The 20,093-nt window shown below is 75.2% G+C and carries 22 protein-coding genes; 10 read left to right on the top strand and 12 right to left on the bottom strand.

Annotated features, from left to right (window positions below):
- Positions 1 to 47: 47 nt before the first annotated feature.
- Complete coding sequence (locus HOP40_RS05330; RefSeq protein WP_172155225.1) at positions 48 to 1,004, bottom strand: AraC-like ligand-binding domain-containing protein; 957 nt, start codon at positions 1,002 to 1,004, stop codon at positions 48 to 50.
- An 82-nt stretch (positions 1,005 to 1,086) separates the two neighbouring features.
- Between HOP40_RS05330 and HOP40_RS05325 the strand changes: the two genes are divergently transcribed.
- Positions 1,087 to 1,977, top strand: coding sequence for an alpha/beta hydrolase (locus HOP40_RS05325; RefSeq protein ID WP_172155223.1), 891 nt, complete (start codon positions 1,087 to 1,089; stop codon positions 1,975 to 1,977).
- Here the strand turns inward: HOP40_RS05325 and HOP40_RS05320 are convergent.
- Both HOP40_RS05320 and HOP40_RS05315 read right to left on the bottom strand, forming a co-directional pair.
- Positions 1,974 to 2,129, bottom strand: a complete 156-nt coding sequence (locus tag HOP40_RS05320; protein ID WP_172155221.1) for a hypothetical protein — start codon at positions 2,127 to 2,129, stop codon at positions 1,974 to 1,976. The genes HOP40_RS05325 and HOP40_RS05320 overlap by 4 nt on opposite strands.
- A gap of 135 nt (positions 2,130 to 2,264) precedes the next feature.
- Positions 2,265 to 2,696 (bottom strand): DUF6194 family protein, encoded by a 432-nt coding sequence (locus HOP40_RS05315; protein ID WP_172155219.1) that lies wholly within the window; start codon positions 2,694 to 2,696, stop codon positions 2,265 to 2,267.
- A gap of 105 nt (positions 2,697 to 2,801) precedes the next feature.
- Between HOP40_RS05315 and HOP40_RS05310 the strand changes: the two genes are divergently transcribed.
- Entirely contained in the window at positions 2,802 to 3,692 is an 891-nt protein-coding gene (locus HOP40_RS05310; protein WP_172155217.1) for an SMP-30/gluconolactonase/LRE family protein, read from the top strand.
- 30 nt (positions 3,693 to 3,722) lie between these two features.
- On the top strand, positions 3,723 to 4,820 hold the full coding sequence (locus HOP40_RS05305; RefSeq protein ID WP_172155215.1) for a serine hydrolase domain-containing protein: 1,098 nt from the start codon (positions 3,723 to 3,725) through the stop codon (positions 4,818 to 4,820).
- 5 nt (positions 4,821 to 4,825) lie between these two features.
- Here the strand turns inward: HOP40_RS05305 and HOP40_RS05300 are convergent, their stop codons facing one another.
- The 5 genes from HOP40_RS05300 to HOP40_RS05285 form a co-directional block, all read right to left on the bottom strand.
- Complete coding sequence (locus HOP40_RS05300) at positions 4,826 to 6,670, bottom strand: GAF domain-containing SpoIIE family protein phosphatase (protein ID WP_172155213.1); 1,845 nt, start codon at positions 6,668 to 6,670, stop codon at positions 4,826 to 4,828.
- A 67-nt stretch (positions 6,671 to 6,737) separates the two neighbouring features.
- Positions 6,738 to 7,283: a dihydrofolate reductase family protein gene (locus HOP40_RS05295; protein WP_172155211.1), complete on the bottom strand. Its 546-nt coding sequence runs from the start codon at positions 7,281 to 7,283 to the stop codon at positions 6,738 to 6,740.
- 65 nt (positions 7,284 to 7,348) lie between these two features.
- Complete coding sequence (locus HOP40_RS05290; RefSeq protein WP_205347088.1) at positions 7,349 to 8,851, bottom strand: flavin-containing monooxygenase; 1,503 nt, start codon at positions 8,849 to 8,851, stop codon at positions 7,349 to 7,351.
- A 2-nt stretch (positions 8,852 to 8,853) separates the two neighbouring features.
- Positions 8,854 to 9,318 carry a cupin domain-containing protein gene (locus tag HOP40_RS35370; RefSeq protein WP_240157523.1) on the bottom strand — a complete coding sequence of 155 codons (465 nt, stop codon included), beginning with the start codon at positions 9,316 to 9,318 and terminating at the stop codon, positions 8,854 to 8,856.
- Positions 9,319 to 9,413: 95 nt separating this feature from the next.
- On the bottom strand, positions 9,414 to 10,181 hold the full coding sequence (locus tag HOP40_RS05285) for an IclR family transcriptional regulator (RefSeq protein ID WP_172155209.1): 768 nt from the start codon (positions 10,179 to 10,181) through the stop codon (positions 9,414 to 9,416).
- A 37-nt stretch (positions 10,182 to 10,218) separates the two neighbouring features.
- Here HOP40_RS05285 and HOP40_RS05280 point away from each other — a divergent pair, with 37 nt between their 5' ends.
- Genes HOP40_RS05280 through HOP40_RS05265 form a run of 4 tightly spaced genes read left to right on the top strand, consistent with a single transcriptional unit; the run spans position 10,219 to position 13,299 of the window.
- Positions 10,219 to 10,995: an SDR family oxidoreductase gene (locus tag HOP40_RS05280; protein WP_240157522.1), complete on the top strand. Its 777-nt coding sequence runs from the start codon at positions 10,219 to 10,221 to the stop codon at positions 10,993 to 10,995.
- Positions 10,995 to 11,498, top strand: a complete 504-nt coding sequence (locus tag HOP40_RS05275; RefSeq protein WP_172155205.1) for a cupin domain-containing protein — start codon at positions 10,995 to 10,997, stop codon at positions 11,496 to 11,498. Before HOP40_RS05280 ends, HOP40_RS05275 begins: the two co-directional genes overlap by 1 nt.
- Positions 11,495 to 12,367, top strand: a complete 873-nt coding sequence (locus HOP40_RS05270) for an alpha/beta fold hydrolase (protein ID WP_172155203.1) — start codon at positions 11,495 to 11,497, stop codon at positions 12,365 to 12,367. Before HOP40_RS05275 ends, HOP40_RS05270 begins: the two co-directional genes overlap by 4 nt.
- Positions 12,364 to 13,299 carry a DODA-type extradiol aromatic ring-opening family dioxygenase gene (locus HOP40_RS05265; protein ID WP_172155201.1) on the top strand — a complete coding sequence of 312 codons (936 nt, stop codon included), beginning with the start codon at positions 12,364 to 12,366 and terminating at the stop codon, positions 13,297 to 13,299. The genes HOP40_RS05270 and HOP40_RS05265 overlap by 4 nt, the downstream gene beginning before the upstream one ends.
- A gap of 7 nt (positions 13,300 to 13,306) precedes the next feature.
- Here the strand turns inward: HOP40_RS05265 and HOP40_RS05260 are convergent, their stop codons facing one another.
- Entirely contained in the window at positions 13,307 to 13,798 is a 492-nt protein-coding gene (locus tag HOP40_RS05260) for a DinB family protein (protein WP_172155199.1), read from the bottom strand.
- Between the two features lie 5 nt (positions 13,799 to 13,803).
- Positions 13,804 to 14,775 (bottom strand): threo-3-hydroxy-L-aspartate ammonia-lyase, encoded by a 972-nt coding sequence (locus tag HOP40_RS05255; RefSeq protein ID WP_240157521.1) that lies wholly within the window; start codon positions 14,773 to 14,775, stop codon positions 13,804 to 13,806.
- A 161-nt stretch (positions 14,776 to 14,936) separates the two neighbouring features.
- Here HOP40_RS05255 and HOP40_RS05250 point away from each other — a divergent pair, with 161 nt between their 5' ends.
- From HOP40_RS05250 to HOP40_RS05240, 3 genes are all read left to right on the top strand, one after another.
- Positions 14,937 to 15,785 carry a L,D-transpeptidase gene (locus tag HOP40_RS05250; protein ID WP_172155195.1) on the top strand — a complete coding sequence of 283 codons (849 nt, stop codon included), beginning with the start codon at positions 14,937 to 14,939 and terminating at the stop codon, positions 15,783 to 15,785.
- Positions 15,786 to 15,799: 14 nt separating this feature from the next.
- Entirely contained in the window at positions 15,800 to 16,711 is a 912-nt protein-coding gene (locus HOP40_RS05245) for a choice-of-anchor P family protein (RefSeq protein WP_172155193.1), read from the top strand.
- Positions 16,712 to 16,815: 104 nt separating this feature from the next.
- Positions 16,816 to 17,688, top strand: coding sequence for a DMT family transporter (locus tag HOP40_RS05240; protein WP_172167880.1), 873 nt, complete (start codon positions 16,816 to 16,818; stop codon positions 17,686 to 17,688).
- 14 nt (positions 17,689 to 17,702) lie between these two features.
- Here the strand turns inward: HOP40_RS05240 and HOP40_RS05235 are convergent, their stop codons facing one another.
- Together HOP40_RS05235 and HOP40_RS05230 are read right to left on the bottom strand one after the other, a co-directional pair.
- Positions 17,703 to 18,068 (bottom strand): RNA-binding S4 domain-containing protein, encoded by a 366-nt coding sequence (locus HOP40_RS05235; protein ID WP_172155191.1) that lies wholly within the window; start codon positions 18,066 to 18,068, stop codon positions 17,703 to 17,705.
- A gap of 67 nt (positions 18,069 to 18,135) precedes the next feature.
- On the bottom strand, positions 18,136 to 20,085 hold the full coding sequence (locus tag HOP40_RS05230; RefSeq protein WP_172155189.1) for a 4-alpha-glucanotransferase: 1,950 nt from the start codon (positions 20,083 to 20,085) through the stop codon (positions 18,136 to 18,138).
- Between the last annotated feature and the right edge of the window lie 8 nt (positions 20,086 to 20,093).

The raw sequence follows: 20,093 nt of genomic DNA, 5'->3' as shown, positions 1-20,093 counted from the left end.
GGACGGCGGAGCAGCCAGGGTCGCCCGCACCGGGGCGGCCGGTCTCGTCAGATCGTGCGCGGTGCCCGTGCGATTCGTGCGCCGCGCCGCACGTCGCCGGGCGCGCACCCGAACTCCCGGCGGAACGCGCGGGCGAACGACGCCGGGTCGTCGAAGCCGGCCGACGCCGCGACCTCGGTGATCGTGCCCGTCACGGCGGGATCGGCCAGCAGCGCGGCGCAGCGCTCCAGGCGCAGCCTGCGGACGGTCGTGGCGAACGTCGCGCCGCCGTCGGCGAACGCGGCGTGCAGGGTGCGCGGGGAGACCGCGAAGCGCCGGCACACCGTTGCGACCGACAGCGACCGGTCGCCCAGGCGGGCCCGCACGTACCGCAGGACCTCGGCGCGCAGCACCTCGCGCAGCGGCTCCCGCGGCGCGGGACTCCCGGCCAGTGCGGCGGAGACGGCCGAGGCGAGCGCGAGCTCGAGGTCGGCGCGGGCGCCGGGCGGCGTCGTGTCGTCGACGTCCCACAGCGCGGCCAGCAGCGCCGTCACGACGCCGCCGGCGCCGGTGGCGTCGCGGTTGCGGCCCAGGTGCGGGGCCAGCAGCCCGGGCCGGGCGTCGAGCAGCTCGTGGGGGAGGCGGTAGGACAGCATCCGCCAGGGGCCGTCGAAGTCGAACCAGTAGGGCTCGGTCGTGTCGACGACGGTGAACTGCCCGGGCTCGACCACCGACGTCGTGCGCCCCTGCCGCGCCTCGCACCGGCCCGCCAGCTGCAGGTTCACGAAGTAGTAGGCGCCGTCGGTGCGGGCCACGTCGACGGGGCCGTGCGCCGTCCGCTGCGGCTGGGAGGCGATGCTGGCGCGGACGACGCGGTGCAGCGGGCGGGTCTCCACCCGCGCGGCGAAACCGGTGCCGCGTTCGGCGCGGCTCGGCGTCAGGGGGACGAAGGCCTGGCAGATGACCTCGTGCCAGTAGCCGAACTGCTCCCGGTCGGGCCGGGCGGCGACGTCCCACACAGCCATCCGGCGACCTCCTCCGCGGGTTCGGCCGATCGTCCACCCGGCGCCGCCACCGGTCAACGCCGGTCGGTGCGACGATCCGCCGGTGCCGGACTCGCCGTTCCACCCCAGCCTGACCCTCGCCCGGTGGCTGCCCCGCCGCGCCGTCGGCCCGCGCACGCTGCGGCCCGTGCGGTTCCTGTCCGGCCTGGCCGGGCGGATCCCCGGCTCCGGGAAGGGGGTCGAGGTCGTGGCGGCCGGCGCGGACGTGTCGCTGCGGGTGTTCCGCCCGGCCTCGCCCACCGGCGCCGCGCTGCTGTGGGTCCACGGCGGCGGCTTCGTGATCGGGACCGCCGCGCAGGACGACGGCCTGTGCCGGACGCTGAGCGAGGAGCTGCAGGTCGTCGTCGCGTCGGTGGAGTACCGGCTCAGCCCGGAGCACCCGTTCCCGGTGCCGCTGGAGGACTGCCACGCCGGGCTGGTCGCGCTCGCCGGGCTGCCCGGCGTCGACCGGGCCCGGATCGCGGTCGGCGGCGCCAGCGCGGGCGGCGGCCTGGCCGCCGGGCTCGCGCTGCTGGCCCGCGAGCGCGGCGAGGTGGCGCCGGTGTTCCAGCTGCTGTCCTACCCGATGCTCGACGACCGGACGACGCTGCGCACCGACGTCGACGAGAGCGCCTTCCGGGTGTGGGACCAGCGCGCCAACCGCTTCGGGTGGGCGGCCTACCTCGGCGGCGCCGTCTCGGGGCTCGCCGCGCCCGCCCGCCACGAGGACCTCGCGGGCCTGCCGCCCGCGTGGATCGGGCTCGGCGACCTGGACCTGTTCCACGACGAGGACCTCGCCTACGCGCAGCGGCTGCGCGGGGCGGGCGTGGCGTGCGAGGTGGAGGTCTTCCCCGGCGCGTACCACGGTTTCGACGGGATCGAGCCGCGGGCGGCGGTGTCGCGGGATTTCCGGAGGGCGCAGGTGCGGGCCCTGGCCGGGGCGCTCGAGCTCTAGTCGGCCGACGTCGGGTCGGTGTCGATCGCCTCGGGGTTCGTGGCCGGGGCGTCGGCGGAGGTGTCCGGCGGGCTGAGCTTGTCGACCGTGTTCTGCTCCTGCAGGAACTCGTCGCTGTCGGGGTCGGGTGCGTCGTTCACGCTCTGGGTCATGTCCCGCGGGTGCCAACGCGGGGCCGCGGATAAGCGTCGGGTCTCAGAGTGAGACGGGTCACGGCGCGAGGCGCGTGAGTGGCACACCACGGTGGTTCGGCGGCCGGAGAACAGCCATGGTGTACCGCTGACGCCTCACGCCCCGTCCCGCCGCCGCGACGCGTTGGCGTACTTCCGCTCGGCCAGGGCGTGGGCGTGGGCGAGCAGGTCGCGGACCGCCGGCCAGGTCGTGTCCGGGTTCAGCACCGCCACCCAGTGCATCGGGCCGTAGACGGGGTGCGGCACCAGCACGTCGAGGGCGGTGGGGTCGTGCTCGGCGTCGTCCGGCCACAGGTCCGCGAACAGCGCCTTGGGCAGGCCGAGGTTCAGGCGGAAGACGCCGGGCCGGTCGAGGCGGGAGGCCGTGTCGTGGGCGTCGGAGGTCACGATCGTGGCCCACGGCAGCTGCCGCTCGGGCGGGAGGTCGCGGGCGGGATCGTGGACGAAGTACAGGTCGCCGTGCGCCTCGAGGACGCTGGTGCCGGGGTGGGTGTCGACGATGTGCTGCCGGATCGAGGCGATGTCCATGGCGGGGAACGGTAGGGCCGGGACCCGCGGATCTGCGGCCACCGGTGTGACGCAGATCACTCTAATGCGGGGTCGAGATCGCCCGGGGCGCGGCGTGTGGAGGGCATGACCGACACCGCCACCACCACCCGCGTCCTGCTCGCCGACCTCGTGATCGGCGAGTCCCCCCGCTGGCACGACGGCCGCCTCTGGTTCTGCCACTGGGGCGCCGACGAGATCGTCGCCGTCGACCTCGACGGCACCGCGGAGGTCGTGCTCGCCGACCACGACCTCGGCCCGCACTCGGTCGACTGGCTGCCCGACGGCCGGATGCTGCTCGTCGCCAAGGGCCGTCCCGGGCTGCTCCTGCGCCGCGAGGACGACGGGGAGATCGTCGTCCACGCCGACCTGAGCGGGATCGCGTCGCGCTGGAACGAGCTCGTCGTCGACGGCCGGGGCAACGTCTACGTCAACGGCTCCGACTTCGACCTCCTCGGCTTCTTCGCCGGCACCGCCGAGTTCGTGCCCGGCGTGATCGCCCTGGTCACCCCGGACGGCGCGGTGCGGCAGGTGGCCGACGGCATCCAGTTCGGCAACGGCATGGCCGTGACGCCCGACGGGGCCACGCTCATCGTCGCCGACTCCTTCGCGAACACGCTGCTGGCCTTCGACATCGCCGACGACGGCAGCCTGGGGAACCGCCGCGTCTGGGCCGACGGCGTCACCCCCGACGGCATCTGCATCGACGCCGACGGCGCCGTCTGGACCTCCGCCGCCTCCTTCGGCCGCGCCGAGGACGACAAGGACTGCGTCCGCGTCGCCGAGGGCGGCGAGGTCCTGGACCGCATCCCGCTCGACCGCAGCGCGTTCGCCCTCATGCTCGGCGGCGACGACGGCCGCACCCTGTTCGTCATGGAGGCCGTGTGGAACCACCTCGACCCCTGGGGCGGCCCGCGGACGGGGCAGGTGCGCGTCGCCGCGGCCCCGGCACCGGGGGTGGGCTGGCCGGCGCGATGAGTTCCCGGCGCGGGGCCGGTCCGTACCCGCATGGCTGACATCCAGGACGTGGTGGCGGGGATCGTCGACGAGCTCATCGCCACCGGCGCCGAGCGCGGCGTGCAGGTGGCGGCGTACGTCGACGGGCAGCGGGTCGTCGACGTGGCGGCGGGGACCGCCGACCCGGCCACCGGACGCCCGGTGGCGCCGTCGACGCTGTTCTCCAACTGGTCGATCGGCAAGGCCGCCACGGCGACGCTCGTGCACCGCCTGATCGACGCCGGGGAGCTCGCCGACGACACGCGCGTCGCGCAGGTGTGGCCGGAGTTCGCCCGCCACGGCAAGGGCGCGATCACCGTGCGCCAGGTCCTCGACCACAGCGCGGGCGTGCCCGGGCTGCCGGCCGGCGTGACCGTCGACGACGTGTGCGACTGGGACGCGATGGTCCGCGCGCTCGAGGACGCGGAGCCGTGGTGGGAGCCCGGGACGCGGGTCGGCTACCACGCCTACACGTTCGGCCACCTGTGCGGCGAGATCGTCCGGCGGGTCACCGGCCGCCCGCTCGCCGAGGCCCTCGACGACCTCACCGCCGTGCTCGGCCTCCCCGGCGAGATCCGGTTCGGCATCCCGGAGGGGGAGGACGTCGACCTCGCGGTGCTGGAGGACGCGCCGTCCGACGTCGACTTCTCGCAGTTCCCCGACGACCTCCCGATGTTCCGCGCCGCGCCACTGGCGGTGCTCCCGAACGCCGCGTTCGGCAGCGACCCACGCGTGCTGGCCGCCGACATCCCGGCCGGGGCGAAGGTCACCGCGCGGGCGCTGGCGCGGCTGTACGCGGGCTGGCTCGGCGACGTCGACGGGGTGCGTCTCGTGTCGCCGGAGCGGCGCGCGGTGGCGACGGTGCAGTCGTCGTCGGGGCCCGACCAGGTCTACGGCGGCGACGAGAGCCGGTGGGCCCTCGGGTTCGCCCTGGGTCTGCCGTGGGACGAGGCTTCGCGGGTGTTCGGGATGGCCGGAGCCGGGGGGAGCTGGGCGGGCGCCGACCCCGACAGCGGCACGGCCGTCGCCGTCACCCGGAACGTCATGGGGATGGACTTCGCCACGGTCGAGCGGGTGGTGCGCCCGGTGCTGGAGGCGGCCCGTCGCTGAGCGGGCTAGGGGATCCGCAGCGCGAGCACGACCACGTCGTCGGCCGCGTCGGCCGCGAGCCGCTCCACCACGACGTCGACGAGCCGCTGGCAGGACACGTCGCGGTGGCGGTCGAGCAGGGTCGTGAGCCGGTCGAGCCCCTCGTCGATGTCGCGGCCGCGCTGCTCGACGAGGCCGTCGGAGTAGAGGAACAGCAGCGACCCGGGCACCAGCCGGACCTCGTGGTCGTGCCGCGCGGACGACGCCAGCGCGGCGACGCCGAACAGGTGGTCGTGCTCCTCGAGCAGCCGCGGGGGCTCGCCCGGGGCGAGGACGACGGGTGGCGGGTGCCCGGCGTTCGTCCAGCTCACCGTCCACGCGCCGGTCGGCTCGGCGCGCAGGTGGGCGAGCACGGCCGTGCCCATCGCGCCGAGCCCGAGCCCGGCCGTGGCCGACTCCAGCGCGGCCAGCGCGTGCGAGGGCGGCGACCCGGCGTGGTCCCAGCAGGCCTGGCGCAGCATCGGGCGGAGCTGCCCCATGACGGTGGCGGCGCCCAGGTTGTGGCCCAGGACGTCACCGACGGAGACCGCGACGGCCCGCCCGCCCGACGGGCCGTCCGGGAGCACGGCGGCGTCGTACCAGTCGCCGCCCACGTGCTCGCGGGAGTCGGCCGACCGGTAGCGCGCGGCCATGACGAGCCCCGGCACCGCCGGCAGCGGGGACAGCATGGCGTTCTGCAGCTGCTGCGCGACGCCGATGCGGTGCTGCAGCAGCTCCGCGCGGTGCAGGGCCTGCGCGGCGAAACCGGCGACCGTGGTGAGGGGCAGGAGCTCGACGGGGTCGAAGCGCCGGGGCTCGTCCCAGCCCAACACCATCGACCCGATGACGCCGGAGTCACCGGTCAGGGGCACCGCGACGACCGAGTGCAGGCCGAGGTCGCGCAGCAGCCGCCGCGCCGGGGCGGGGTAGGCGGCGTCGAAGTCGGTGCGGTCGCCGTGGTGCACGATCCGGGCCAGCCGCACCGAGGCCGCGGACGGCACGTCGGCCTCGGGCCGGTAGACCGGTGACGTCCCGTCGGCCTCGCCGGCCGTGCCGTCGGCGGCGGCGAGCCCGCTGTTGCCGTCGTAGCGGTGCAGCCGCCCGTCGGGCCCGAGCAGCGAGATGCCCACGTAGCTCGGCGCCACCACGTCCCGGGCCGAGGCCAGCTCCGAGATCCGGTCGCGGACGTCGGTCACCGTGGCGGTGCGGGTGAACGCCTGCGCGGTGAGCAGCATCGACTGGCTCTGGTCGAACGACGTCCGGAGATCGCCCTCCAGCAGGTCGCGGCGGGCCCGCTCCTGCTCGGCGTCGAAGCGCGCGAGCCGCAGGCGCAGCTCGACCGAGCAGCCCCACGCGAGGTCGCGCAGCGCCTCGATCTGGCCGGGCGTCCACGGCCGCGGGCGGGTGTCGATCGCGCAGAGCGACCCGAGCACGTGCCCCTCGGTGTCGGTCAGGGGCATGCCCGCGTAGGCCATGACGCCGAGGTCGGGGATCGCGAGGTTGTCGCGGACCAGCGGGTGCTCGGGGGCGTTCTCGACGATCAGCGGCTCGGCGCTGGCCACGACGTGCTGGCAGAACGAGTGCGACAGCGGGGTGGCCCGGCGCGACGCCCACGGCTCGGGGAGGCCGACGAACCCGGGGAAGACCTGCTGCTCGGGCTGCACGAGCGAGACCAGCGCGACCGGCACGTCGAGCCAGCGCTGCACGCGCGTGGCGATGCGCTCCATCTCCGGGTCCGACCGGGAGCCGAGCCCGGACTGCTCGAGCGCGCGCAGCCGCGCCGGATCGCACACGGCGTCACGGACGGCCGGGTCGAGCGCGATCTGGTCCACTCACCCTCCGCCGGTGTCCACCGTCGAGAAGTCTGGCACAGGGCGCTGTCGTCCACCTCTCAACCACTCAGTCGACCGCGTAGCGCAGCAGCACGGTCCCGGAGCGGAACGGGCGGGTCTCCAGCAGGCGCAGCGACGGCACGGCCGCGTCGAACAGGCGGTCGCCGGTGCCGACGACGACCGGGCACACGAACAGCCGGAACTCGTCGACCAGTCCCTCCGCGATCAGGGCCCGCACGAGCCGGGTGCTGCCGGTGGCGACGATGTCGCGCCCCGGCGCCTCCTTGAGCCGGCGCACCTCCTCGGCGAGCGGCCCGCGCAGCACCGTCGAGCCCTCCCACTGCGGGTCCGTGAGGGTGCTCGACACCACGTACTTCGCGACGCCGTTGAGGTAGGCCGCGACGCCGGTCGGGTCCTCGGTCTGCTGCGGCCAGAACCCCCGGAACGACTCGAAGGTGTTCCGCCCGACGAGCAGGGCGTCGGCCGCCGCGCGGTGCTCCGCGCCGGCCGCGGTGATGTCGTCCTGACCGGCGGCGAGGGGGTCGAACCACCCGCCGGACATGTCGATGACGCCGTCGAGCGTGATGTTCTCGGTGACCGCCAGCGTGCGCACGGGGTTCCTCCTCGGGTCGGTGGCCTGCACCCGGTACTACCCGACGCCGAGGAGGAACTCATCGCTCAGGGCAGGACCGCGGGCTGCTCGACCGCCGCCCGCGGCGGTGCCGGTCGGGCGGCGAGCCGCGCCAGCAGCGCCGGCGTGACGCCCCGGTACGCGGTCGGGTCGACGGGGTTGAGCCAGTGCGACGCCCGGACCCGCGCCGGGATCTGCAGGTCGAGGTCGCCGAGCACCTCGTCGACGTTGTGCATCGAGAACGGGATGATCTTCGTGGCGCGGCAGTGGTGGCCGTCGGTGGCCGCGTCCATGAACGCGGTCTGCTCGGCCACGGCCCGCGCCATCGCGGCGTCGTCGGGGAGGTCGAGGGCGCCTGCCAGGTCGGCGGCGATCCAGACCGCGGCCATCTCCGCGTTGAGCGGGCTGAAGAAGGACGAGTTGTAGCCGTTGAAGTACAGCCCGGGCACGCCGACCGGGCGGATCTGGCGGTAGAGCGCGAAGTTGCCGCGGTCGTCGAGCACGGCGTCGCGCACGGCGTCCGGCAGGAACGGCACGCCCTGGGTGAAGCCGGTGGCGCAGACGACCAGGTCGGCGGGCAGCACGACGCCGTCGTCGAGCTCGGCGTGCGGGGCGCCGTCGCGGGCGAGCAGGCGGGTGATGGTCCGGTCGCGCCGGACCGTGATCCGGCCCTCGGCCACGCCCTCGAAGAAGCCCTCCGTCGCGAGCCCGATGGCGCCCCGGACGATGTCCTCCATGGACCCCGGGGGCACGAGGTCGTGGCGCGCCAGGCCGAACTGGCGCACCGAGACCGTGCCCAGGGAGCGGAGCAGCCGGCGGTGCAGCCCGTCGCCCGGGCCGTGCAGGAACCGCTCCACCCCGCGGAGCCGGACGTAGCGGAACAGCGCCTCGCCCATGCGGGTGAGCAGCAGCATCTTGAAGTTGACGACGCCCGCGATCCTGCGCGGCACCTTCCACAGCACCTGCCGGGCGATCACGTCGGTACTGGCCGCGACCCCGCTGATCGGCACGGTCACGTCGCACGCCGACTTCCCGTAGCCGACGACGAGCACGTGCCGCCCGCGCGCCTCCTCGGCGTCGTGGAAACCGGTGCCCGCGACCAGGCGCCCCCCGGCGGCCGTGAATTCCCCGACGCCGGGATAGGCGGGAACGGCGGGCTCGCAGAACACCCCGTTGGCGACGACGAGCCGGTCGAACCGCTCCTCCGACCCCTCGACGGAGAGCGCCCAGCCGTCGCCGTCGGGGCGGGCGGCGGTGACCTCGGTGCCCAGCCGCGGGCGCACGCCGAACTCCGCGGCGTACGCGGCGAGCCAGGCCTGCACCTGCTCGCCCGTCGGCCACTCGGGCAGGCCGTCGGGCATCGGGAAGTCCGAGAACGAGTACTGCCGGGCCGGGCTCTGCGTGGTGAGACCGGGGTAGCGGCGGGTCGCGCTCCAGACGCCGCCGACGTCGGGCGCCCGGTCGAGCACGGTGACGTCGTGGCCCGCCTGCTGCAGCACCTTGGCCGTCGTCAACCCGGCGACGCCCGCTCCGATGATCGCGATGCGCACGGTCAGGACCCCGCGGACGGCAGGCGGAGCTCGATGCCGAAGCCGGCCATGACGCCCTGCATCACGGAGATGTCCTTCGGCCCGGGTGGCAGGTCGGCCAGCGCCTGGTAGTAGCGCTCCAGCCCGGCGGGGGAGACCACCGAGATCACCCGGGACTCCTCGGCGTAGGGGTTGCGGAACGTGTGCACCACGTCGCGGGGCAGGAACAGGTAGTCGCCCTGCCCGAGCGTGAAGTCCTCGCCGCCCAGGTGGACGTCGAGGCGTCCGGTGAGGCAGATGAACGACTCGTCCTCGCGCGTGTGCACGTGCGGCGGGGGCCCGTTCGTCTCGGGCGGGACGGCGTACTCGAACAGCGAGTACGCGTCGTGCGTGGACTTCCCGTCGGTCTTCTTCGTGATGCCGAGCCCGATCGCCGCGATCTGTTGACCGTCGCGCGACGGGAGCATGTAGCCACCACCCAGGCTCACCGTGGTCTCCTTCGACGTCGCCGTGTTGGGGGTCACAGCGTGCGGGCGGCGGCGCGGACCCGACAAACGGCAGTCCCGCTCAGGGGGACTCTTTCTCAGCGGCGCGTCGAGTAGGCGCGGGACGCCGCGGCGGCGGCGAGGCGCACGGCCGGGCCGATCCGGTCCGCACGCACCAGGCTCGTCGGCCCGGTGACCGACAGGGCCGCCACCACGTCGCCGAGCGGCCCGAACACCGGCGCCGCCACGCAGCTGACCCCGATGTTGCCCTCCTCGCGGTCGACGGCCCAGCCGCGGTCGGGGATCGCGGCGAGCTCGCGCAGCACGGCGGTCGGCGTGGTGAGCGTGCGCGGCGTGCGCGGCGTGAGGCCGGCGGCGAGCACCGCGTCGACGGTGCCGGCGTCGGAGTAGGCGAGGATCGCCCGCCCCAGCCCGGAGCAGTGCGCCGGGATCGTGCCGCCGACCTGGGACAGCATCGGCATCGGCCGGTGCCCGGTGATCTTCTCGACGACGAGCACCTGCGTGCCGTCGAGCACGCCGAGCTGCACGGTGGTGCGCGCCGCCGTGTGCAGGTCCTGCAGGAAGGGCAGCACGGCCTCCCGGAGCTCGTGGCGCACCGGTGCCAGTCCGGACACCTCGAAGAGCCGGTTGCCGACGCGGTAGCGGTCGCGGGGCTTGTCGAGCCAGCCCAGCTCGAGCATCTTCGCCGCGGTGCGGTGGGCGGTGGAGCGCGGCAGCCCGCTGCGGGCGACGAGCGCGGCGAGGGTGAGCTCGCGGTGCGTCGCGTCGAAGGCGCCCAGTACCGCGGCGGCGCGGTCGAGGCCGCCCATGCCGCCGGATCCGGAATCCCGCTCAGCGGGACTCATCGTCGACTCCTGCGCGCCACCGGGCGAGGCTAGCGCGGTGTCCTCCTCGACCGCCCGCACCGCGCTCGTCGGTGGCGGCGCCTCCGGCATCGGGCACGCCGTGGCCGCCCGGCTCGTCGCGGCGGGCCACCGCGTCGTCGTCACCGGGCGGCGCGCCGACGCCCTCGACGCCGCCGTCCGGCGCCTGGGCGGCGACCGCGTCGGCGCCCTCGTGCACGACGTGGCCGCCCCGGACTCCGCCGCCGCCGCGCTGGCCGAGGTCGAGCGCCGCCACGGCGGTGTCGACGTGCTCGTGCTCAACGCGGGCGGCCCACCGCCCGGCCGGATCCTCGACGTCGGCGACGAGGAGTGGCGCCGGGCGTTCGACCTGCTCGTGCTCGGCCCGCTGCACCTCGCCCGCCTCGCGCTGCCGCGGATGGCCGAGCGCGGGTTCGGGCGGGTGGTCGTCGTGACGTCGACGGCGGTGCGCCAGCCGCAGCCCGACCTCGCCGCGTCGGTGGTGCTGCGCTCGGCCGTCACCGCGGCCGCGAAGCTGCTCTCCCGCGAGTTCGCGGCGTCCGGCGTCACCGTCAACTGCGTGGCGCCCGGGCCCACCGACACCGACCGGCGCCGGGAGGTGCTGGCCGCCCGCGCCGCCCGCACCGGGGTCCCGGTCGAGCAGGCCGCGGCGGGCGACGCCGCCGACGTACCGGCCGGCCGCGCCGGGCGGCCCGACGAGATCGCCGCCGCCGTCGGGTTCCTCGTGTCGGACGCGGCGAGCTACGTGAACGGGACCGTGCTCACGGTCGACGGTGGACGGACGGAGACGATCTGATGGCCGAGTCGGGACCGGGCTTCCGGATGGCGGACTTCCTGGGGGCGCTGTCGGCGACCGTCCCCGTCGGCGGCGCGCGCCCGATCGTGGTGCGTGCCGCCGAGCTGGAGACGCTGCCCGCGGGGCAGGTGCCCAACCCGACGACGCTGTCGATCGCGGGGACGCTGCCCACGACGACGTTCGAGATCTTCCGGCAGACGATCCCGCCGGGTGAGAGCTCGGACATGCAGCGCCACCACCACGAGACCGTGCACTTCGTCATCTCCGGGGAGGGGCACAGCGAGGTGGAGGACGACACGGCGACGTGGGCGGCCGGCGACTTCGTCTACACCCCTCCGTGGACCTGGCACCGGCACTGGAACGACTCCGCGGAGCACCCCGTGGAGTTCCTGACGATCGAGAACTCGCGGCTGCTCGGGCTGCTCGGCGTCGGGCGGCGGCAGAGCGCCGGCCTGGTGACCGTGGCGCAGGCGCGCGCGATGTTCGACGAGGAGACGCGATGACGCTGCCCGACCACATCAGCATCTGGGCCGAGCTGGCCGACGTCGACCACGAGCTGCTGCACGTCGACGTCGGCGGGGTCCGCACCCGCGTGCTGCGCGCCGGGTCCGGCCCCGACCTCGTGCTGCTGCACGGCACCGGCGGGCACCTGGAGGCCTACGCCCGCGACATCGCGGGCCTGGCGCGCGACTTCCGCGTCACCGCCTACGACATGGTCGGGCACGGGTGGTCGGACCTGCCCGACCTCCCGTACACGGTCGACGTCCTGTCCGACCACCTGCTCGGCACGATGGACGCCCTCGGCATCGGCTCGGCGCACCTGTCGGGGGAGTCCCTGGGCGGGTGGGTCGTCGCGTGGACCGCCGCGCACCACCCGGACCGCGTCGAGCGGCTCGTCCTCAACACCCCGGGCAACATCGCGAACAAGCCGGAGGTGATGGCCCGGGTGCGCGACTCGACGCTGGCCGCCGTGCGCACACCGGACGACGCGACCGTCCGGCGGCGGGTGGAGTTCCTGTTCCACCACACCGAGATGGTCACCGACGAGCTGGTGAACCTGCGGCGCGCGGTCTACGCGCGACCCGGGTTCGGGACGGCGATCGGCAACACCGTGGTGCTGCAGGACCCGGTGGTGCGCAAGGACTTCGCGTGGACCCCGTCGTGGGTCGGGCGGATCACCGCGCCGACGCTGCTGCTGTGGACCGAGCACGACCCGACCGGCGGCCTCGACGAGGCCGACATGCTCCTGGAGTGGCTCCCCGACGCGCGGCTGCGCGTGATCGCCGACGCGGGGCACTGGCCCCAGTGGGAGAAGGTCGACGAGTACCTCGCCGTGCACCGGGCCTTCCTGTCGGCGCAGGACCTCCCGTGAGCGGGATCGTCGGCTTCGTCGGCATGTCGCACAGCCCCTTCGCGACGATGGCCCCGCCCGCCTCGCCGTCCGAGCCCGGCGGCGCGTTCGTCGCCGACGCCGCGCGGGTGGCCGCGGCGGTGCGGCGGCTGGTGCCCGACGCCGTCGTCGTGGTCGGTCCCGACCACTTCCACGCGAACTTCTACGACGTCATGCCGCCGTTCGTGCTCGGCGTCGAGGAGGCGGTGGCGTTCGGCGACTTCGGCACCACCGCAGGACCGCTGCCGGTGGCGTCGCAGCTGGCGTGGTCGGTGCGCGACGGGCTCGCCGAGGCGGGGTTCGACCTGTCGCTGTCCTACTCGCTCACCGTCGACCACGGCGTCGTCCAGAGCTACGAGATGGCCACCGGCGGCACGACGCTCCCGATGGTGCCGCTCGTCGTCAACACCGCGGCACCGCCGCTGCCGTCCATGGGGCGCTGCCTCGCTCTGGGCCGGGCGCTGGGTGCGGCGGTCCGGGCGTCGGCCTTCGCGGGCCGGGTGCTCGTCGTCGCGAGCGGCGGGCTGTCGCACTGGCTGCCGTCCAACGACCCGCGCGACCCGTCCGTGGTCGGACCGCGGCGCGAGTCGGTGATCCACGGGCGCGCCGACGTCCGCGCGGTCGCGGCGGTCCGCGAGCCCCGCGTCCGCGCGATGGGCGGCAACCCCGACGCCCGGGTCAACGCCGGCTGGGACCGCTGGTTCCTCGACCGCCTCACGGCCGGCGACCCCGCCGCGGTGGCGGCGCTGGGCGACGCGGCCCTGGAGGAGCACGCCGGCAGCGGGGGCCACGAGGTGCGGGCGTGGCTGGTCGGCCAGGCGGCCGTCGGCGCTCCCCTGGCCTGGAGCGCCTACGAGCCGGTGCCGGAGTGGATCACGGGAATGGGCATGGGGACGACGTTCCCGGTGGCGTGAGGCGCGGTCACGGGTGGTCCCCGGTCCTCCCGTCGATCAGCTCCCGCAGCACGTCGGCGTGTCCGGCGTGCCGCGCCAGCTCCTCGACCATGTGCACCAGCACCCACCGCAGCGTCACGGTCTCGCCGGTCCAGGCCGTGCCGGTGTCCTCCACCTCCAGCTCGGTGATCACGGCGTCGGCGCGGACCCGCACCCCGGCGTAGGAGTCGAGGAGCGCCGCGGTGGTCTCGTGCGGCTCCACGCGCCAGTCGGCGTCGGGGTCGGCGGGGTCGAAGGGCGGGGTGAGGACCGGGCGCCCGAACGTCGCGCAGAACCACCCGTCCTCGACGAACGCCAGGTGCTTGACCAGCCCCAGCAGCGTCGTCCCGGACGGCGTGACCGGTCGCCGGAGCTGCTCGTCGGTGAGCCCGTCGAGCTTCCACAGGACGACGTCGCGGTGGCGGTCGAGGGCGGCGTACAGGGTCGTCTTCTCGTCGGCCCCGAACGGCACGCGTCTCATGACGGTCAGGATGACGGAGGGGCCAGCAGCGCCGCGTACCGGTCGAGGTCGACGTTGCCACCGCTGACGATCACGCCCACCCGCAGCCCGGCCAGCTCCGGCGCGAGGCGGCGCACGGCCGCGAACGACAGACACCCCGTCGGCTCGACGACGATCTTCAGCGTGCTCGCGAACACCCGCATCGCGTCGACGAGCTCGGCGTCGGACGCGGTGAGCACGTCGGTGACGTCGCGCCGGATGATCGGGAACGTCAGCACGCCGAGCGCCTGGGTCTGGGCGCCGTCGGCGATCGTGGCGGGCGTCGGGATGTGCACGATCTCGCCGGTGCGGAACGAGCGCTGCCCGTCGTCGCCCGCCTCGGGCTCGACGCCGTAGAGGCGGCAGCCCGGGGACAGCGCGCCCGCCGCGAGGGCCGACCCGGCCAGCAGGCCCCCGCCGCCGAGGCAGACGAACAGCGCGTCGAGCTCGCCGACGTCCTCGAACAGCTCCAGCGCCGCGGTGCCCTGCCCGGCGATGACGTCGGGGTGGTCGAACGGCGGCACCAGCGTGAGCCCGCGCTCGGCGGCGAGCGCCGCGCCGATGGCGGCGCGGTCCTCGGTGAACCGGTCGTAGCGCACGACCTCGGCGCCGTAACCGAGCGTGGCCGCCACCTTGCTGGCGGGCGCGTCGTGCGGCATGACGATGGTCGCGGGGATGCCGAGGATGCCCGCGGAGAGCGCGATCGCCTGCGCGTGGTTGCCCGAGGAGTACGCCACGACGCCGGCCCGGCGCGCGTCGTCACCGAATCGTGACAGAGCGTTGAACGCGCCCCGGAACTTGAACGCGCCCATCCGCTGGAAGTTCTCGCACTTGAAGAACACCGAGGTCCCGAGCTCGCGATCGACGCGGCGGGACGTCAGGACGGGGGTCCGGTGGGCGTGCCCGCGGAGGCGTTCGGCGGCCGCGCGGACGTCCTCGACGGTGGGGAGTGGGGTCACGCGCAGATTCTCATCGAGAACAGCGTCACCCGTTCGAGGTGGGCGTCGTTGCATGGTCGTGCCGTTCCCTCCGCAGCGCGTCCGGACGACGACTCAGCGTGTTCACGTCCTCCGCCCGCGACCCGTCAGCGCGTCCGAGCCGACCCGGGCGGGTGACTGAGATGGCGCAGCACAAGCTCCCGGCCGGGTACGACCGGCCGCGCGCCGCCGCCCGCCGCCCGGCGCGCCCCGCGTTCCTGCCGTGGGTGGTCGGCGGGGTCGCGCTGGTGCTCGTCGTCGTGCTCGGCTTCGTGTTCCTGCAGAGCGGGCCGGCGTCCACCGCCGGGTCCGACGAGCCGGTGGCCGTCCTCGACATCTCGGCGCTGCCGCTGGCCGACACCTACGGGGTCGTGCAGGGCGCGCCGGTCGACACGGCCGTCGACGTCGCCACCGACGGGCTCGTCGTGCACCCCGAGCGCCGGACGCCCGTGCACGACGCGCCCGAGGGCACGCCGATCGCGCGGGTCGAGCCGACGCAGTTCGGCGACGTCTGGTTCCCCGTGGTCGCCGAGCAGGGCGCGTGGGTGCAGATCCTGCTGCCGTCCAAGCCCTCCGGCTCCACCGGCTGGGTGCGCGCGGACGACATGGTCCGCGCGACCACGCCGTACCGCGTCGAGGTCCACCTCGGCTCGCTGACGATGCAGCTGCTGCGCGAGGAGCGCGTCGTCGACGAGTGGACGATCGGGATCGGCGCGCCCGGCACCCCCACCCCCGTGGGCCGCACCTTCCTCCTCGGCGCGTTCACCGACCCGGCGCAGTCCTTCTCGCCGGTGATCCTCCCGCTCGGTGCGCACAGCCCCACGCTCGACACCTTCGGCGGCGGTCCCGGCACCGTCGCGATCCACACGTGGCCCACCGCCGACGGCTTCGGCACGGCCGCCAGCAACGGCTGCATCCGCGTCCCGCAGGACGCGCTCGATGAGCTCGTCGAGGTGCCGCTCGGCACGCTCGTCATGATCGACCAGGAATGAAGGGGCACACGCACGTGAGGAACAAGAAGATCGTCGGCGCAGGCGCCACCGTGGCGGTCACGGCCGCTCTGCTGCTGGGGGCGTCCCCGGCCTGGGCCGACGAGGAGTCGTTCGTCGACTCCGCGTACGCCTTCTCGGCCTCGGGCCTGCTCGACATCGACCCGCTCCCCGCCGGTGTCGAGTCCCTCGACGGCGACCTGGTCCAGAAGGAGGTCCTCGGCCTGGGCGAGCGCACCTCCGACGCCGAGGCGGACGGCATCTTCGTCGGCGTCCTCAACGCGGAGGCGCAGGCCCACCGGTCCGCGGCGAGCGTCGCGCGCGTCGAGCTGCTCAGCATCCTGCGCGCCGACGTCATCCGCACGCACTGCGTGGACGCCGACCCCGACCGGTCGGGCCTGCAGATCATCAACGGCTCGCTGCTCGGCCAGCCGCTGCCCGAGACCCCCGTGCCCGGCGTGGAGATCAACCTCTCGCCGCTGGCGTCGGTCGTGCTCAACGACCAGGTCCGCAACGCCGACGGGTCGCTGACCGTCACCGGCGTGCAGCTCAAGGTCCTCCCGGGCCGCGGCGACGGCGTCAACGAGGCCCTCGACGCCGACGCCCGCTCGGGGCTGCCCGTGCTGGGCGACCTGCTCGGCGTCCCGCTGCCGACGACCCTGCTCACCGAGCAGGACGTGCTCGACCAGCTCACCGGCCCGCTCGGCGTCGACCTCGACGAGTCCCTGCAGACCGTCACGATCGGCTCCGCGACCTGCACCCAGCCCGGCGACGGTGACGACGACGGCGGCCACGACGGCGACGACGGCGACAAGGGCGGCGACGACTCGTCCGACCACGGCGACGACTCCGACGACGGCGACGACGCCGCGCCCGGCGAGGCCCCCGCGCCGACCGTCGTCGAGGCCAGCCTCCCGGTGACCGGCTGACCGCTCCTCCCCGGTCCGGTATGGATCGGTGATCTCCGGTGTTGCCCCCTGACGTGGACCGTCAGGGGGCAACACCCGTTTCCGCGCCCGACCGCACCTGGTTGGTGGCGCTCGCCGCCGCGCTGTGGGGCACCGACGCGCTGCTGCGCCAACCGCTCGCGGGCGCGCTCCCGGCGTCGACGATCGTGTTCTGGGAGCACCTGATCATCGTCGTGGTGCTGACGCCGTTCCTGCCCGCCGCGTACCGGGCGTTCCGCGCGGCCTCGGGGCGGGAGCGGGCCGCGCTCGTCGTGATCGGGGCGGGGGCGTCCGCCGTCGCCACCGCGCTGTTCACCCAGGCCTTCCGCTACGGCGACCCGGTCACGCCCGTCGTCCTGCAGAAGCTGCAGCCGCTGATCGCGGTCGTCGTCGCGGCGGCGCTGATCGGGGAGCGGGTGCGCGGCCGGTACTGGCTCTTCGCGGTGCCCGCGCTGGTCGGGGCGTGGCTGATGGCGTTCCGCGACCCGTTCTCCGCGGCGCCGCAGGCCGTCGTCGCCGCGCTGCTCGCCGTCGGGGCGGCGGCGCTGTGGGCGGTCGGCACGGTGCTCGGTCGGCTGGTCAGCGTGCGGATCTCCAGCCGCGACGTCACCGTGCTGAGGTTCGCGATCGGGCTCCCCGCGAGCGCGGTGGTGCTGGCGCTGACCGGCGGGCCGCTCGCCGTCACGCCCGCCCAGCTCGGGCCGCTGGCGCTGCTCGCGCTGATCCCCGGCCTGCTCGGGCTCGCGCTGTACTACGTCGGGCTGCGCTCCACGCCGGCCGCGCGGGCCACGCTCGCCGAGATGGCGTTCCCGGTGACGGCCGCGCTGATCGGCGTGACGCTGCTGGGCACCGTGCTCGTGCCGACGCAGTGGCTCGGCCTGGTGATCATCGTCGTGTCGGTGACGGCGCTCGGCCTGCGCGAGCGGCGGACCGACCCCGTGGTGGCCGTGCCGGTCTGAGACTCGGACCCGGCTCAGCCCCCGCCGGTCCGGAACTCGTCGAGCACGCGGCGCTCGCGCTTGGTCGGGCGCCCGGCGCCGCGCTCGCGCCGGGCGACCGGCACCAGCATCTCGGGCGGGGGAGCGGGCGTGCGGTCGATGTAGCAGGTGGCGGCGTCGGCCGCGCCCACGCGGCGCGGCAGGACCCGCACGACCTCGACCACCCGCGTGACGTCGTTGACGCGCGCCCGGATCTCGTCGCCGGGACCGACCGGGGTGGCCGGCTTCGCGGGGCGGTCGTTGACGCGGACGTGGCCCGCGCGGCAGGCCGTGGCGGCGTCCGGGCGGGTCTTGGTCAGGCGGACCGCCCACAGCCAGCGGTCCAGTCGGCTCGACTCCACGCCCGCCACTATGCCGTGAGTGACCTGTGCCGTGAGTGGATATCGGTGCTCCAGCACCGATATCCACTCACGACCCCTGGCGTCCCGACCGCACCGCGTCGACCACCGCCGCCACCCGCGGGTCGCGGTACAGCTCCTCCAGCGACTCCGGCAGCGGCAGCCGCCAGTTCGGGTACTCGTCGACCGTGCCGGGCAGGTTGGGCTGGCGCACCTCGCCGACCACGTCGTAGGGCGAGACGAGCACGAGCCGCGACGGCGTCGAGGCCAGCAGGGCGTGCATGGCGACGACGAGCTCCTCCTCGCTCGCCCCCTCGGCGGCGAAGCCGTGCTCGCGCAGCAGCGCCACCATCTCGGCGCGCTCGCCCGCGGCCTTGCGCTCCTCGGCCTCCGGGTCGTCGAGCAGGCCCAGGTCGGCGCGGGCGCGCACGTGCTCGCCCCGCAGGAAGCCCGCGGCCGTCGGCAGGTCGTGGGTGGAGATCGTGGCGACGGAGTCCTCGGGCCAGCGGGCGGGGTCGAGCAGCGGCTCGTCCGGGTCGTCGAGGTCGCGGGTGAACCACAGCACCGCCGAGCCCAGCATGTGCCGCTCGGCGAGGCCCTCGGTCACCTCCGGCTCGACCGTGCCGAGGTCCTCGCCGACGACCAGCGCGCCCGCCCGGTGCGCCTCCAGCGTGAGGACGGCGAGCATCACCTCGGCGTCGTAGTGGACGTAGGTGCCGCGGTCGGCCGACTCGCCCGGCGGCACCCACCACAGCCGCCACAGCCCGGCGACGTGGTCGATGCGCAGCCCGTCGGCCTGGCGGAGCAGCGCGCGGAGCAGGTCGCGGTAGGCGGCGTACCCGGTGGCGTCGAGCCGGTCGGGGCGCCACGGCGGCAGCCCCCAGTCCTGCCCCTGCTGGCTGAACGCGTCCGGCGGGGCGCCGACGCGGACGCCGAGCGCGAGCACGTCCTGCAGCGCCCACCCGTCGGCGCCCTCCGGATCGCACCCGACGGCGAGGTCGTGGATGACGCGGACGCCCGCCTCCCGCGCGGTCTCGCGGACCGCCCGCAGCTGCTCCTGGACCTGCACCTGCACCCACGCGTGGAACGCCGTGCGCGGCCCGTCCTCGACGAGCGGGCGGCGCAGCTCCTCGGGCCACCGGCTCCAGCGCCCGCCGTGCCGCTCCGCGAGCGCGCAGAACGTGGCGAACTCGGCCAGGTCCGGGGCGACGTCCGGCGACGGTCGACCCTCCGCGCGCCACAGCAGCTCCAGCGCGGAGCGCTTCGCGGCCCAGACGCGGTCGTGCTCGATGCGCTCGGTCGCGGCGGGGGCCAGGGCGTCGACCTCGGCGCGGGTGGCGGCGTCGGCACGGGCGTAGGCGGGCAGGTCGGTGACGCGCAGCGCCAGCGGTGTGCCGAACCGCCGGCTCGAGGGCGTGTACGGCGAGGGCTGCACCGGCGGCACCGGCGTGAACGCGTGCAGCGGGTTGAGCAGGACCGCGCCGGCGCCGTGCTCGGAGCCGGTCCAGGCGGTGAAGTCGCGCAGGTCGCCGAGGTCGCCGATGCCCCACGAGCCGGCCGAGCGCAGCGCGTAGAGCTGCAGCATCCAGCCCCAGGTGCGGTCGGCGTCGGGCAGGGCGGGAGGGGCGACGACGACGGTGACGGTCCGCTCGCCGAGCTCCAGGGAGTACCACCCGGGTTCGAGGCCGGCCGGGATCGCGGTGACCTCGCGGCGCCCGCCGTCCTCGTCGACGAGCACGCCGGGCTCGGGGAGGTCGCGCCCGCGGTCGGTGCGCACGGCGATCGTGCCCGGCAGCCGGTCGGCGTCGGCGCGGGCCTCGGCCAGGGCGGCGCGGCGGGCGTCGGGGGTGGAGGCGTCGACGTCGAGGAGGCCGAGCACGCGCACGACCACGTCCTCGTCGACGGTGACCGGGCGGCGGTCGCCGTCGCGGTACCCGGTGGCGACGCCGTGTGCGGCGGCCAGCTCCTTCAGTTCGTCGTCCACGCTGCTCCAGTTCCCTCTTCCGGCACCGCGCGCCATATCACGGT

It is taken from the genome of Pseudonocardia broussonetiae (assembly GCF_013155125.1).
GTDB lineage: Bacteria > Actinomycetota > Actinomycetes > Mycobacteriales > Pseudonocardiaceae > Pseudonocardia > Pseudonocardia broussonetiae.
Note: the sequence above shows the minus strand (reverse complement) of the source record. Positions and strands in the feature narration are given on the sequence as shown.